The organism is Phyllobacterium sp. A18/5-2 (genome assembly GCF_025452215.1).
GTDB classification, from domain to species: Bacteria; Pseudomonadota; Alphaproteobacteria; order Rhizobiales; family Rhizobiaceae; genus Phyllobacterium; species Phyllobacterium sophorae.
On the sequence record NZ_CP104966.1, the window covers coordinates 854,974 to 869,007 of the forward strand.

The following is a 14,034-nucleotide window of genomic DNA, read 5'->3' on the forward strand; positions in this document are numbered from 1 at the left end:
GTGCATCGTCAATATTTTATTTCTAATCAAACCCTTGCATTGGTCTGTGCCTCTCCCCAACTGAAGCAGAATTGCAGCACCGGGCCCCTCTGGCGATTGTTACCGGCTCTCTCGTGATGTCGGAGCTGTAATCTGGAACCGATGCCGGCGGATCTTTTTCAACATGGAGCTTCTGTTTATTGATGCCATGGGCAAGCCCCTATGGATGTGGCTTGGCTTTTTTGCCCTTGTTCTTGTTCTCCTCGTCCTCGATCTGGGCGTCCTCAACCGTAAAAATCATGACATAGGCATGCGCCAGAGCCTCCTGCTCTCGGCGTTCTACATCAGTCTTGGCGTTGCCTTCGGCGGCTTCATCTGGTGGGAACTCGGGTCTGAAGCCGGGATGCAGTATCTGACCGGCTTCGTTGTCGAGAAAAGCCTGGCGATGGACAATATCTTCGTCATTGCCATGATTTTCGGCTACTTCGCCATCCCCAAGCAGTTCCAGCACCGGGTGCTGGTTTACGGCATCCTTGGTGTCGTCATCCTTCGCGGCATCATGATCGCGGCGGGTGCCGCTATCGTCGAAGAATATGAATGGGTGCTCTACCTCTTCGCGGCATTCCTGATTTTCACCGGCATTCGCATGCTCATGGCCGGAGAGGGCGACTTCGACGTTTCCGCCAATCCCGTCTTCAAGTTCATGAGCAAACGATTCCGCGTCACGAAAGAACTGCATGGCGAGAAATTCATCGTCAGGCGGACCGATCCCCTGACAATGAAGCGGCAAACCTGGATCACCCCGCTGCTGCTCGCCCTCGTCATGGTCGAACTGGCCGACGTGATCTTTGCGGTGGATTCGATCCCGGCGATTTTCGCCATCACCACCGACCCCTATCTTGTCTTCACATCGAATATCTTCGCCATTCTTGGCCTGCGTGCGCTGTATTTCGCGCTCGCAAGCCTTATTCATCGCTTCGTCTACCTGAAATACGCATTGTCCCTGGTGCTGGTTTTCATCGGCGGAAAGATTTTCGTCGCAGATGCTTTGGGACTGGCAAAGATACCGCCAATGTGGTCACTGTCGATCACGCTTGGCATCCTGCTTGCCGGAATTCTGAGTTCGCTCTGGAAAACGCGGCATGAGCAAACAGCGCCGGTATTATTGATTGACGCCCAACCGGCCTCTAGCGCCGAAAGCACTGGAAAGGCATAATTCCATCAAAAGGGAGGACAAAATGAACGCGGATGGAACACCGCCTGATTGGGACCCGCTGGGTTCGCAACATACGCGGCGCCTGTCCAGCGTTCTTGTCCAGCTCGGCGAAACACCGGCGGACAGGATTTCGTTCAACGACATCCTGTCCGCCTTGTCCGAACGCGGTTTTGGAGCGCTGATGATTCTCTTTTCAGCGCTCAATCTCTTGCCCCTGCCACCAGGCACATCGACCATATTCGGTATTCCCCTTGTCCTGCTATCGATCCAGCTGCTGATGGGCTTCGAAAAGCCCTGGTTTCCCGCGTTTATCCGGCAAAAGTCCATCCGCATTGAAAGCTACCGCTCTTTCATCTCCAGACTCGAACCGGTTCTCACGCGTTTTGAAAAACTGGCGCGTCCGCGCTACTGGCTCGTACCGCAAATGCTGGTCGAGCGCGTCGTCAGTATCGTCGCATTGCTGATGTCCCTGATCGTCATCCTGCCTATCCCGCTGATCAACCAGATGCCGGCGCTCAGCATTATCCTGCTCTCCATTGGTCTTGGCGAACAGGATGGTGTCTGGCTTGGTACCGGTCTTCTGGTTGCCGCTCTTGCCGCGGGCATCGCCATTGGCCTCGGCGCATCGGTTGGTCTCGCGGCCCTGCATATTTTCGGTTGAGCGCGATGAACGCCAAGACAATCACCATCTACGTCGACGCCGACGCCTGCCCGGTCAAAGCTGAAATCTACCGCGTTGCCGAACGGTATGGGGTAAAAGTCTTCGTTGTTTCCAATTCCATGATGGCAATTCCCCGCGACCCGATGATCGAAAGGGTGATCGTCAGCGACGGGTTCGATGCCGCCGATGACTGGATCGCCGAGCGCGTTTCTCGCGGCGATGTCGTTGTGACAGCCGATATCCCGCTTGCCAGCCGCTGCGTCAAAGCCGGAGCCGATGCCATTTCGCCAACAGGAAGAGCCTTCACGGAAGCCTCCATCGGCAATGCGCTCGCAACACGCAACCTTATGGATGAATTGCGTTCCGCAGGGCAAATCACCGGCGGTCCGCGCCCATTTTCCCCGAAAGATCGTTCGAGCTTTCTTTCCGCTCTCGACCTCGCTATTGTGCGTTTGAAACGTGCGGGCTTCACCACCTGAGGGTAATGCGGATAGGAGCTATGCGTTTCTTGGCATTGACGGAACGCGTCGCAGGCTCTACGAGAGCGCAACAAAGCTATTTGCGTGCCGCTCGTGCTCCAAAGAGCGAGTTGTAGTCTTATTGAATAGTTCTGCCGGCGGGAATTCGCGGACAAGGTCAAGGGATTTGGCGAGGCCGATGCCTTTCCATCGGACGACGCCGAAGCCCGAAGGATTTGGCCCGAATTCATCCGGCCCTTCGGGTTTCCGGCTGGCGGCCAACCACTTTGTCAGGCGGCATCGTCCGATGCGCGAACATCGGCCTCGCCACCTTCCTCGTGGATTGTCTCGCCATCCGAGAAACAGAACTTATTCAATATGACTACAATTCGCTCTAAACGCCGAGCCCAAAACACCAGCCCAAACACGTACTTGAAAGTTCATTAATGACCATATTCGATTCTATCGCTCCGGCGCTGTCCGGTGCATTGGCTGCCCGTGGCTACGAGACGCTGACGCCGGTGCAGACCGCCGTCCTTGCTCCCGAAGCCGGCGGCGCCGATCTTCTGGTCTCCGCGCAGACCGGTTCCGGCAAGACCGTCGCGTTCGGTATTGCCATTGCGCCAACCCTGCTCGATGGCGCCGACCGCTTCACTTCCATTGGCGCGCCCTACGCGCTCGTCATCGCTCCGACCCGCGAGCTCGCCCTGCAGGTGCGGCGCGAGCTGGAATGGCTCTACGAGAAGACTGGCGCGCGCATTGCCTCCTGCGTCGGCGGCATGGACATGACAAAGGAGCGCCGTTCGCTCAGCCAGGGCGCCCATATCGTCGTCGGCACACCTGGCCGTTTGCGCGACCACATCACCCGCGGTTCTCTCGACATGAAGGAACTGCGCGCGGTCGTGCTCGACGAAGCCGATGAAATGCTTGATCTCGGCTTCCGCGAGGACCTCGAATTCATCCTCGGCGAAGCGCCGGCGGACCGGCGCACGCTGATGTTCTCGGCGACAGTGCCTAAACCGATCGCCATGCTTGCCAAGCAGTTCCAGAAGGATGCGCTGCGCATTACCGCCACAAGCGACCGCGAGCAGCATAGCGACATCGAATACCACATCATGCCGGTAGCGCCGCGCGAGCGCGAAAATGCAATCATCAATGCGCTGCTTTTCTACGACGCGCAGAACACAATCATCTTTGGTTCGACCCGCGAGGCGGTGAAGCACCTGACCAGCCGCTTGTCCAATCGCGGCTTCTCGGTTGTTTCGCTTTCTGGTGAGTTGAGCCAGGCCGAACGCACCAATGCACTCCAGGCAATGCGCGACGGCCGTGCCCGGGTTTGCGTGGCGACCGACGTTGCCGCGCGCGGTATCGATCTGCCCAATCTTGATCTCGTCATTCACGCCGACCTACCGAACAATTCCGAGACGCTCCTGCACCGCAGCGGCCGAACAGGACGTGCAGGCCGTAAGGGCATCTGCGTTCTGATCGTACCGCCATCACGCCGCCGCACCGCCGAGCGCCTGCTTCAAGGCGCAAAGCTCGCAACGACGATGGTGCCGCCCCCCGATGCGGACGCAATCAACAAGCGCAACCATGATCGCATTCTCAATGATCCTTCGCTGACCGAAGTCATGACCGAGGAAGAGGGCGATTATGTTCGTGAGTTGCTGGGCATGCATTCAGCCGAGCAGATCGCCGCTGCCTATCTGCGCCAGCAGATGGCTGCACGCCCTGCCCCCGAAGAATTGTCAGGCACACCGTCGCATGTGCTTGAGCCGATGCGCGATTCTGGCCGCAAGGGCAGCTTCGACGACAGGCCTGGACGCGGTGAACGCGCACCACGTTCCGAACGCTTCGAACAGTTCGAGAGCGGTGCCTGGTTCTCCTTGAGCGTCGGCCGCAAGCAGCGAGCCGAACCGCGCTGGCTCCTGCCGCTGATCTGCAAGGCCGGTGATATCACCAAGACCGATGTCGGTTCGATCAAGATTCTCGAGACGGAAACCCGTTTTGAAATCACCGCCAGCAAGGCCGACGATTTCATGGCGCGGATCAAGCAATTTGGCACGGGCGAAAAGGGCGTGAACATCACGCGCAGCGAAGGCGCTGGCCCCTCATCGCCGCGTCGTGAAGGTGGCGATTACAAGGGCAAGAAGAGCTTTGGCGAGAAGCGGGATTTTGACGACCGCAAGCCCCGTTTCCGTGATGACAAGCCGAAATCCGACTGGGCTGCCAAGCCGGCCAAGGCGAAGCCGGAAGGCTGGACCACAGAAAAGCCTGAAAAACCGAAGAAAACACCTAAAGAACGCAAACCAGGCGAACTGCATGGCTTTGACAAGTACAAAGCCAAGAAGGCAAAAAAGGCCGCTGCGGGAGGAGCTGAGTAATTCAGCGCGTTCGGCAAAAGCTGAAAAGGCCTCGCCCTCGGGTGAGGCTTTTTTTATTGATCACTGCCCCGATATCGCCGCGTCGATGAACCGGGCGGCATCGTCGCTCGACCAGTCCGCGGGCCCGTTCATGGCGGCGATCTGGCAGCCATCCTTGTCAACAAGCACTGTTACCGGCAGCCCAAATGCCAGGTTCTTGCGCTTCAGGTCGTTGAACACGCCCATCGAGACATCGCGGTAGAGCTGCAGCGATTTGACGCCGATCTCGCTCAGGAACGCCTTAGGCTTTTCATCGTCACCCGTATCGATATTGATCGTCACGACCTGAAAGTCATCCCCGCCCTTTTTCGTCTCCAGCGCATCGAGCGCCGGCATTTCCTCGCGGCACGGCAGGCACCATGTCGCCCAGAGATTGACCAGCAGCGTCTTGCCCTTGAAATCCGAAAGCCGCGTCGGCTTGCCGTCTGGCGCTGTGAACGCCAATTCCGACATGGACTGCGGCGCGTCCGCACCGCGCATGGCCGCAACTGCGCCCGTCGCGACCGCATCGAGCTTCTTGGCGGCGTCGGTTTTCATTGCGCACTGATCGGACGGGTTTGTGCTGGCGACAATATTGCCAGAAGGCCGCTCCATCACGTATACCGCAACCGCACCGGCAACGATGCCCGCCAGGCCTGCAAGAAGAATGATCTTTCTGCTCGCGTTCCGTGGCGATTTCTGTGTTCGGTTGTCGTCAGTCATTTCTACTCTTTCGCTTCTCACCCAAGGCGCTTTCCATGTCCGACAAGAAGAACAGCAATGAAATGTGGGGAGGCCGTTTTGCCTCCGGTCCCGCCGCGATCATGGAAGAAATCAATGCTTCCATCGGCTTTGACCAGAAACTCTACGCCCAGGACATTCAGGGTTCGCTTGCCCATGCTGCCATGCTTGCGAAGACCGGCATAATTGCGGCGGAGGATCACGACAAGATCGCAAAGGGTCTGAACACGATATTGTCAGAGATCGAACAGGGAAAGTTCACGTTCTCACGCAAACTTGAAGACATTCACATGAATGTCGAATCCCGCCTTGCGGAACTGATCGGCGCCTCCGCCGGCCGGTTGCACACGGCCCGTTCGCGCAACGACCAGGTCGCCGTCGATTTCCGCCTCTGGGTGAAAGCGGAATTCGAAAAGACCGCCGTCGCGCTCAAGCAGCTGATCGCAGCGTTTCTGAAGCGCGCCGAAGAACATGCTGCGACATTGATGCCCGGCTTTACCCATCTCCAGACGGCGCAGCCGGTGACGTTCGGCCACCACTGCATGGCCTATGTGGAAATGTTCGGCCGCGATCTGGGCCGCGTCAAGGACGCCATCGAGCGCATGGATGAGTCGCCGCTCGGCGCTGCGGCGCTTGCCGGCACCGGATTCCCCATTGATAGGCACATGACGGCCAAGGCTCTTGGCTTTCGCGAACCGACGCGTAATTCGCTCGACAGCGTTTCCGATCGCGACTATGCGCTCGAATTCCTCTCGGCTGCGGCCATCACCGCCACGCATCTGTCGCGTCTGGCGGAAGAAATCGTCATCTGGTCGACGCCGCAGTTCGGCTTCGTGCGCCTGTCCGATTCCTTCTCGACAGGCTCCTCCATCATGCCGCAGAAGAAAAATCCTGACGCGGCCGAGCTGGTCCGCGCCAAGACCGGGCGCATTACCGGGTCACTCGTCGGGCTTCTCACGGTGATGAAGGGCTTGCCGCTCACCTATTCCAAGGACATGCAGGAAGACAAGGAGGCGGTCTTCGACGCGGCGGAAACCCTGGAACTCGCAATTGCCGCGATGACCGGCATGGTCGGTGACATGACGATCAACACGGCGGCGATGAAAAAGGCCGCCGGCTCCGGCTATTCCACCGCGACCGACCTTGCCGACTGGCTCGTGCGCGAACTCGGCCTGCCCTTCCGCGAGGCACATCACGTGACCGGACGCGCCGTCGCGCTGGCCGAGCAGAAAAAAGTCGATCTCGGCAAATTGTCGCTTGAGGACCTGCAGCAGATCCATACCGGCGTCACCGATGCAGTGTTCGGCTATCTGACTGTCGACAAGTCGGTGCGCAGCCGCAAATCCTATGGCGGCACGGCCCCCGAACAGGTTCGCCGGCAGATCAAATTCTGGCAAAAGCGCATCGGGAAGCTGTAAGGCTTCACTGATCTCCCCCATCTAGGGCAGAGATAATCGGCATCGGATGTCAGAGCGAGACCCTTCCATATGATCCCGTCATGCTCTAGACAAAGACAAACGCCTATTCGGACGACAGGATCAAATTGATGACAAGCCGTTCTATTCTGACGACAATTCTGATGTCGATCGCGATTGTAAGCGCTGTTTCGGCCTGTGGCCGCAAGGGCCCGCTTGAACCGCCACCGGCTTCGGTTACCTCGATGCCCGGCGAACCGAAAACCGCAACGCCAGCTGCGCCCGACAAGCGTTTCATACTCGACCCATTGATCTAGGCTGATCTTACGTGAACCATTTCGATTACAAGGACGGCGTCCTTCACGCCGAGGGCGTCAGCATTCCCGATATCGCCAAGGCGGTCGGAACGCCGTTCTATTGCTATTCGACAGCGACGATTGAACGCCATTTCAAGGTTTTCTCGGCCGCTTTTGCCGAAATGGACGCGCTTGTCTGCTACGCGCTCAAAGCCAATTCCAATCAGGCGGTCCTGAAGACCCTGGCCCAGCTGGGATCCGGCGCCGATGTGGTGTCCGAGGGCGAGCTGCGCCGGGCGCTTGCCGCGGGAATTCCTGCAAACAAGATCGTCTTTTCTGGCGTCGGCAAGAAGCCCGCCGAAATGGACTATGCCCTGGCAGCTGGCATCCATTGCTTCAATGTCGAGTTCTGAACCCGAGCTTGAACTTCTGTCGGCCCGCGCTGTGGCCGCGGGCAAGGTTGCGCCGGTGTCCCTGCGTATCAATCCGGATGTTGACGCCAAGACCCACAAGAAGATCTCGACCGGAAAATCCGAGAACAAGTTCGGCATTCCTCTGGCCAAGGCCAGCACGGTCTATGCGCATGCTGCCAAGCTGCCCGGCCTCCGAATCGTCGGCGTCGACATGCATATCGGCAGCCAGATCACCGACCTCGAACCCTTCGACAATGCCTTCCGGCTTCTCGCAGAATTTGTAGCGCAGCTGAAAGCGGACGGCCATGACATCAAACATGTCGATCTTGGTGGCGGGCTCGGCATTCCCTATCACTTCGACAACAATCCGCCGCCATTGCCCGACGCTTATGCGCAGATTGTCGCCAAGCATATCAAACCGCTTGGCCTGAAGACCATCTTCGAGCCGGGCCGCCTCATTATTGGCAATGCCGGAATTCTCGTCACCGAGGTCATTTACCTCAAGGAAGGCGATGCCCGGAATTTCATCATTGTCGATGCGGCAATGAACGATCTCATCCGGCCAACGCTCTATGATGCGTTTCACATGATCCGCCCGGTCATCGAGCCTGCTGCCACCCATCCACGCATCCGCGGCGACGTTGTTGGTCCAGTATGTGAAACCGGCGACTATCTTGGACTTGACCGTGACCTGCCGCGCCCTGCTCCCGGCGATCTCATCGCCATTGGAACGGCGGGCGCCTATGGCGCTGTTCAGGCCGGCACCTACAATACGCGTTTGCTGGTGCCGGAGGTGCTGGTCAATGGCGACCGGTTCCATGTCGTGCGCCCGCGTACGACCTATGAAGAGCTGATCGCGCTCGATTCTGTCCCGGAGTGGCTGTAGATCTTAGGAGACCCATTGCGATTTCAGTCGGACTGGGTAACTGGGGCTTTCGTCTTTACACAAAACTATGATCGCAAAATTGCCCCTAAGGCCTCGCGTTTGCCATGATGAATGGTATTGTTGTCGAGGCTGACACCATTCATGCCAGCGAGATGGAGTGAAGATGACCGGTCAACACCCCGATGAACGGGACGAGACAAGGCTCACGTTCGATATTTTCAGGAGTATCGATCGCCTCCGTTTGTCGACTTGGCTGACGGTGGTACTGGAACGCCTGTGGCCGCTTTTGCTACCGCTTCTGCTTGTTATCGCAATATTCCTTTGCCTGTCGTGGTTCGGTATTTTCCGGATGATTCCGGATTTAGTGCGGTTCGCCGTTCTCGGATTGTTTGCTCTTTCGCTTCCAGCCTGCCTCTACCTTCTGTCGAAGTTCCGCTTGCCAGGTCATACGGAAATCAGCCGGCGGCTGGAGAGCGTCAATACGCTCGATCATCAGCCGATTACCGTGCAGTCGGAAGAACTCGCCACCAACGCGAATGATCCATTTGCGCAGGCGTTGTGGAACGAACACCGAAAACGCATGGCTGAGCGTCTCCGGGATTTGAAGAGCGGATTGCCGCAAACGCGTATCCCGGAACGTGATCCCTGGGCGTTGAGGGCTGTCGTCGGACTTCTTTTTCGTGGTCGCTTTTGCTTTTTCCGGCGGACCGCTCGGCGGTCGCATCAGCGATGCTTTCCGCAGCCATAGCGGTAGTAACGTTGTGCCGCCGCGGATTGATGCGTGGGTAACGCCCCCCGCTATACCGGGCGGGCGCCGCTTTTCCTGACATCGGCAGCCAATGCCGAAGAAAAACAGTTTACTGTCCCGCAGGATAGCACCCTCATCATCCGGATCATCGGCGGTAGCGGGTCCGAGAAGGTCACACTGACATCGATTGATGGCAAAGCCGCCAATATAGAAGCAAAAGACCAGGGCAAGGCGGACGATGCCGCAGCCGCCAAGAGCAAACCGCGCAACTTCGAAATCCTGCTTGGTGCCAACAGCACAGTTGCGCTTTCAGGCGATGGTACTGCGAACTCCGCGTGGTCGTTCTCCGTTATTCCGGACCAGCCCCCCTCTATCCGCTTCACCAAAGACCCTTCGAGCGCCGCCAACGGCACGATGGAAGTGTCGTACGAGCTGAAGGACGATTACGGTGCCGTGAGTGCCCTTGCGAAAATTGAGCAGGCCGTGGTCTCCGGCAAGGACGCGCGGCCGCTTTACAACGCACCGGATCTGCCCCTCTCGCTGCCCCGGCGCGGTGAGCAACCCAGGGAAATGAAGACCACAAAGGATCTCACCGAGCATCCATGGGCGGGTTCCGAAGTCCGCATGACCCTCGCCGCGACTGACGACGCAAAGCAGGAGGCTCGAAGCGAAACCAAAACCCTGGTGATGCCGGAACGTCCCTTTGCCAACCCCCTGGCGCGGGCCGTCGTGGAACAACGCCGTGTGCTGGCGCTCAATGCCAATGCCAAGCCCGATGTGCTGAATACGCTTGATGCCATCACCATCTGGCCGGAAGAAACAATCAAGAATGCCTCGCACTATCTCGCTCTGCGCAGCGTTCGTTCACGCCTCAACCTTGCTCGCAGCGACGATCAATTGCGTGATGTGGTCGCCTATATGTGGCAGGTTGCACGCGGGATCGAGGATGGCGCACTGTCCGACGCCGAGCGCCGCCTGCGCCAGGCACAGGAAGCACTGAAGCAAGCGATCGAACGGGGTGCGAGCCAGGAAGAAATCGAAAAGCGCATGGCCGAATTGCGCAGCGCCATGAACGAGTATTTGCGTGAATTTGCCGAGAAGGCCCAGAAGAGCCCCAATATGGCACAGGCGCCAAACCCCAACATGATGGAGTTGCGGCAGGAAGATATCGATCGCATGCTGGACCGGATCGAGGATCTGGCCAAGCAGGGTTCGAAGGATCAGGCACAGCAGCTGTTGTCTGAACTGGAAAACATGCTGAATAATCTGCAGATGGGTCAAAACCAGCAGGGGCAGAACGGTCAGCAAGGTCAGATGCGGCAGCAGATGGACAAGCTTGGTGATCTGATGCGGCGCCAGAAGCAAATGATGAACGAGACCCATCGGCTCGAGCAGCAGCGCCAGAACGGCATGCAGCAGGATTACGGGCAGAACGAGCAGGGTCAGCAAGGCAACCAGGGCCAGATGTCCGAAGAGGACATCGCCAAGGCGCTGCGTGGCCTGCAGGAAGGACAGGACAAGCTTCAGTCAGACCTCGAGCAAATGATGAAGGATCTGCGAGGATTGGGGATCAATCCCGGCAAGGATTTCGGCGAAGCAGGGAAGTCCATGGGTGAGGCAGGAAAATCGCTCGGCGAAGCCGATGGCGGTCAAGCCCTTGACCAGCAAGGCAACGCACTCGATGCGCTGCGCCGCGGCGGTCAGGACATGATGAAGCAGTGGCAGCAAGCGATGGGCCAGGACGGACAGACGGGCCCGGGCGGTCAGCAACAGAATGGCCGCCGCGATCCATTGGGGCGCCCGCAACGGGGCCCGGAAGGACTGGCGCCTGAGCCCGGCAATATGCTGCCCGGTGAAATCGACATCCAGCGCGCGCGCCAGATCCTTGACGAAATCCGTCGCCGTCTTGGCAATGCACTCAGCCCGCAGGTAGAGAAGGATTATCTCGAGCGGCTGTTGAAATTCGACTAGTCCGTGACAACGCCGACATAGGGCAGTTGCCGGAACGAGTGCCCGACATCCATGCCATATCCCACCACAAAATAGTCGGGGCATTCAAAACCCTTGAAATCGGCTTCGATGTCGGTCTTGCGCTTCACGCTCTTGTCGAGCAGCACCGCAATGGAAACGCTGCGGGCGCCGCGCTCCAGCATCAATTCGCGGGTGAACTTTAGCGTCCTGCCCGATTCGAGAATATCGTCGATCAGCAGAACATCGCGTCCATGGACATCGCTGTCGATATCGCGCAACAGACGTACCTCGCCACTTTCTGTTCCCTTGCCATAGCTCGAAACGGTGATGAACTCGACATCGGGCTCCGCTCCCGCGTCATGCATGGCCCGGATCAGGTCGGCCGCGAAAATGAACGACCCCTTGAGAATTGATATCACCAGCAGATTCTCGAAATTGCGTGCGACGATAGCCTTGGCAAGTTCGAGATTTCGGTCAGCAATCGTCTGAGCGCTGAAGAGGATGTCGATGTTTTTTCCGCCGACTTTTGGCATGCACGTCTTCCTGTACTGGGCAGCAGTGATTGAAGGGGTTGCTATAGCCCAAACCCGGTTCCAAAAGCAAAAGCCTAATCGAGATTATCGCAGCGCCACGAACAGCGTGTGCCCGCCGCAAATCCAGAACACCGAAGCGGCAACCAGCGTAACGAACAGCCAGTAGCCGAACCCTGGCATCTTGCCTTGCCCATTTCCGGCGGGTTGGAGAATCGAGATACCGTCATTGTCAGAAAGTGAACGCTCAGAAGACCGGCCGGGGGCATGGTTTGGCACACCACCGGCCGCCGTATACTCTGGCGGCATGACGGTTTCGAAATGAATGTCCTCCGCAACGCCTCTGTCGAACGGCCCTGCGCCAAGAAAATTCAGATCGCATTCGGCAATTACTGGCCTGATTTGCGCCATTACACGGTTTTCCGATCATCCCGCCATGTTGCAGTCATGTTCCTCCGAATCATGGGGTGAGGCTACTGCACAAAAATTAACGTTTCGGCTGATCTTCAGCCGTGATTGGTGTGGCCAAACCTGTCGGCGCTGAATAAAACACACGTGGACATGAGATTGGAAAATTACGCTTGATCTCGTTTTGAGAATGTCGGTTTGCGCTATGGGATGGGCCCGGAGGTTCTGCGTGATGTCAGCCTCCACATTGCACCCAGGTCGTTTCAGTTCCTGACCGGTCCTTCCGGGGCCGGCAAGACTTCGCTGTTGCGCCTGCTGTTCATGACGCTGAGACCGACGCGCGGCCTGATCACCGTGTTCGGCAAGGATATCGCGACCATCTCCTCCAAGGAAATGCCGCTGCTTCGCCGCCGGATCGGTGTCGTTTTCCAGGATTTCCGCTTGCTGGACCACATGACGACCTATCAGAACGTTGCCCTTCCGCTCCGCGTGCGCGGCAAGGAGGAGGCCACTTATCGAGCCGAGGTGGAAGAGCTGTTGCATTGGGTCGGGCTTGGTGAGCGCATGCATGTGCTGCCGCCCGTCCTGTCCGGCGGAGAGAAGCAGCGTGCCGCTATCGCCCGCGCCTTGATCGACCAGCCCGAAATCCTTCTGGCGGACGAACCGACGGGCAACGTCGATCCGCCGCTGGCAAGGCGGTTGCTGCGGCTTTTCGGCGAATTGAACCGTTCCGGCACGGCCGTGGTCATCGCGACCCACGATCTGACGCTGATGGACCAGATCAATGCAAGGCGCATGATCCTCGACCAGGGAAGGCTCGACATCTATGATTAGAGCGGCCCAACTCAAGGAGCAGGCGCTGGTCCTGATTGCGAAGGCCGTGCAAATGGCGCGCGGAAAAAGCGGCCAGGCGCCCATCGTTCCGGCCGGCAATGTTGTTGGCCATGCACTGATGATCGTCATCGCCATCATGACCTTCCTCGCTTGCCTTACCATAGGCGCGGTCAGCCTTGTTCAATCGACGGCCGCCACATGGCAGAGCCAGATTTCGACGGAGGCTACGATCCAGGTCCGGCCTGTCGAGGGGCAGGACATGGAAGCTCTGCTGGCGCAGGCCAGCGCGATCGCACAGGGCTTTTCCGGGGTGAAATCCACCCGTATCATCGATCGTGCCGCGACCGCACGCCTGTTGGAGCCTTGGCTTGGCACCGGTCTCGACATCGATGAACTACCCGTGCCCCGTCTGGTGATTGTCACCCTCGACGAAGCCTCCCCACCGGATTTTTCCGCCATACGCAACGCGCTGGTCAAGGACGTTCCTGGCGCCAGTTTCGATGATCACCGCACCTGGGTCGACCGGCTTGTTTCGATGGCGCGTTCGACCGTTCTCATCGGCATGGCCGTTCTCGGTCTGGTCATTGCCGCAACTGTCCTGACGGTCATCTTTGCCACCCGCGGTGCCATGGCTGGCAATGAGCATATCATCGAGGTGCTGCATTTTATTGGCGCGGAACAGAAGTTCGTCGCCCGCCAATTCGAGCGGCACTTCTTCTGGACAGCCTTGAAAGGCGCACTTTGCGGCGGGGCGCTCGCCATGGTCATTTTCCTGGCCGTTGCCTGGTGGTCCTCGCGCAACCTGGCAACCCCCGAGGCCGATCAGGCTACAGCGCTTTTCGGCAATTTTTCCATTGGATCAGGCGGTTATTCGGGTGTGGTCCTCATCATTCTGGCGGTCAGCGTCTTGACGATGATTACAACAAGAATGACAGTCATAGCGCATTTGAGGCAGGTGGACGGACGGACCGGGACAGGTCACGAAACCTAAGCTTATTCCATCTATTGATAATATGGATTTTACAAAAGCTCCTGCAAAGCTGCTGTTGAACCCCTCTTTAAAAACGAAACCCAAA

Annotated in this window: 11 protein-coding genes and 2 pseudogenes; 10 read left to right on the forward strand and 3 right to left on the reverse strand. The window is 58.2% G+C overall.

Annotated features, from left to right (window positions below):
* The first annotated feature begins 163 nt into the window (after positions 1 to 163).
* The 4 genes from N8E89_RS04240 (at position 164) to N8E89_RS04255 (ending at position 4,698) form a co-directional block, all read left to right on the forward strand.
* Complete coding sequence (locus N8E89_RS04240; protein WP_262261220.1) at positions 164 to 1,195, forward strand: TerC family protein; 1,032 nt, start codon at positions 164 to 166, stop codon at positions 1,193 to 1,195.
* 22 nt (positions 1,196 to 1,217) lie between these two features.
* Positions 1,218 to 1,856 carry an exopolysaccharide biosynthesis protein gene (locus N8E89_RS04245; protein ID WP_262261221.1) on the forward strand — a complete coding sequence of 213 codons (639 nt, stop codon included), beginning with the start codon at positions 1,218 to 1,220 and terminating at the stop codon, positions 1,854 to 1,856.
* A gap of 5 nt (positions 1,857 to 1,861) precedes the next feature.
* Positions 1,862 to 2,335: a YaiI/YqxD family protein gene (locus N8E89_RS04250; protein WP_262261222.1), complete on the forward strand. Its 474-nt coding sequence runs from the start codon at positions 1,862 to 1,864 to the stop codon at positions 2,333 to 2,335.
* A gap of 425 nt (positions 2,336 to 2,760) precedes the next feature.
* Entirely contained in the window at positions 2,761 to 4,698 is a 1,938-nt protein-coding gene (locus N8E89_RS04255; protein ID WP_262261223.1) for a DEAD/DEAH box helicase, read from the forward strand.
* A gap of 60 nt (positions 4,699 to 4,758) precedes the next feature.
* Here N8E89_RS04255 and tlpA read toward each other — a convergent pair whose 3' ends face one another.
* A complete protein-coding gene (tlpA, locus tag N8E89_RS04260) occupies positions 4,759 to 5,439 on the reverse strand; it encodes a thiol:disulfide interchange protein TlpA (RefSeq protein WP_262261224.1) in 681 nt (226 codons plus the stop codon).
* Positions 5,440 to 5,474: 35 nt separating this feature from the next.
* Here tlpA and argH point away from each other — a divergent pair, with 35 nt between their 5' ends.
* The 4 genes and pseudogenes from argH (at position 5,475) to N8E89_RS04280 (ending at position 11,186) form a co-directional block, all read left to right on the forward strand.
* Positions 5,475 to 6,875, forward strand: a complete 1,401-nt coding sequence (gene argH / locus N8E89_RS04265; protein ID WP_262261225.1) for an argininosuccinate lyase — start codon at positions 5,475 to 5,477, stop codon at positions 6,873 to 6,875.
* A 161-nt stretch (positions 6,876 to 7,036) separates the two neighbouring features.
* The gene (gene lptM / locus N8E89_RS04270) at positions 7,037 to 7,189 is read left to right on the forward strand and encodes an LPS translocon maturation chaperone LptM (RefSeq protein ID WP_262261820.1); all 153 of its coding nucleotides are present in this window, start codon (positions 7,037 to 7,039) and stop codon (positions 7,187 to 7,189) included.
* An 11-nt stretch (positions 7,190 to 7,200) separates the two neighbouring features.
* Positions 7,201 to 8,467, forward strand: a pseudogene (gene lysA / locus N8E89_RS04275) (diaminopimelate decarboxylase).
* A 163-nt stretch (positions 8,468 to 8,630) separates the two neighbouring features.
* Positions 8,631 to 11,186 (forward strand): annotated as a pseudogene (locus N8E89_RS04280) (TIGR02302 family protein).
* Here the strand turns inward: N8E89_RS04280 and hpt are convergent.
* Together hpt and N8E89_RS04290 are read right to left on the reverse strand one after the other, a co-directional pair.
* Positions 11,183 to 11,719 carry a hypoxanthine phosphoribosyltransferase gene (gene hpt / locus N8E89_RS04285; RefSeq protein WP_106666932.1) on the reverse strand — a complete coding sequence of 179 codons (537 nt, stop codon included), beginning with the start codon at positions 11,717 to 11,719 and terminating at the stop codon, positions 11,183 to 11,185. The pseudogene N8E89_RS04280 and the gene hpt sit on opposite strands and share 4 nt — an antisense overlap.
* An 84-nt stretch (positions 11,720 to 11,803) precedes the next feature.
* Positions 11,804 to 12,127, reverse strand: coding sequence for a hypothetical protein (locus N8E89_RS04290; RefSeq protein ID WP_262261227.1), 324 nt, complete (start codon positions 12,125 to 12,127; stop codon positions 11,804 to 11,806).
* Between the two features lie 207 nt (positions 12,128 to 12,334).
* On the opposite strand from N8E89_RS04290, the gene ftsE reads away from it, so the two are divergent.
* Entirely contained in the window at positions 12,335 to 12,958 is a 624-nt protein-coding gene (ftsE, locus tag N8E89_RS04295; protein WP_245449011.1) for a cell division ATP-binding protein FtsE, read from the forward strand.
* Positions 12,951 to 13,949: a cell division protein FtsX gene (locus N8E89_RS04300; RefSeq protein ID WP_410010335.1), complete on the forward strand. Its 999-nt coding sequence runs from the start codon at positions 12,951 to 12,953 to the stop codon at positions 13,947 to 13,949. The genes ftsE and N8E89_RS04300 overlap by 8 nt, the downstream gene beginning before the upstream one ends.
* The last annotated feature ends 85 nt before the right edge of the window (positions 13,950 to 14,034 follow it).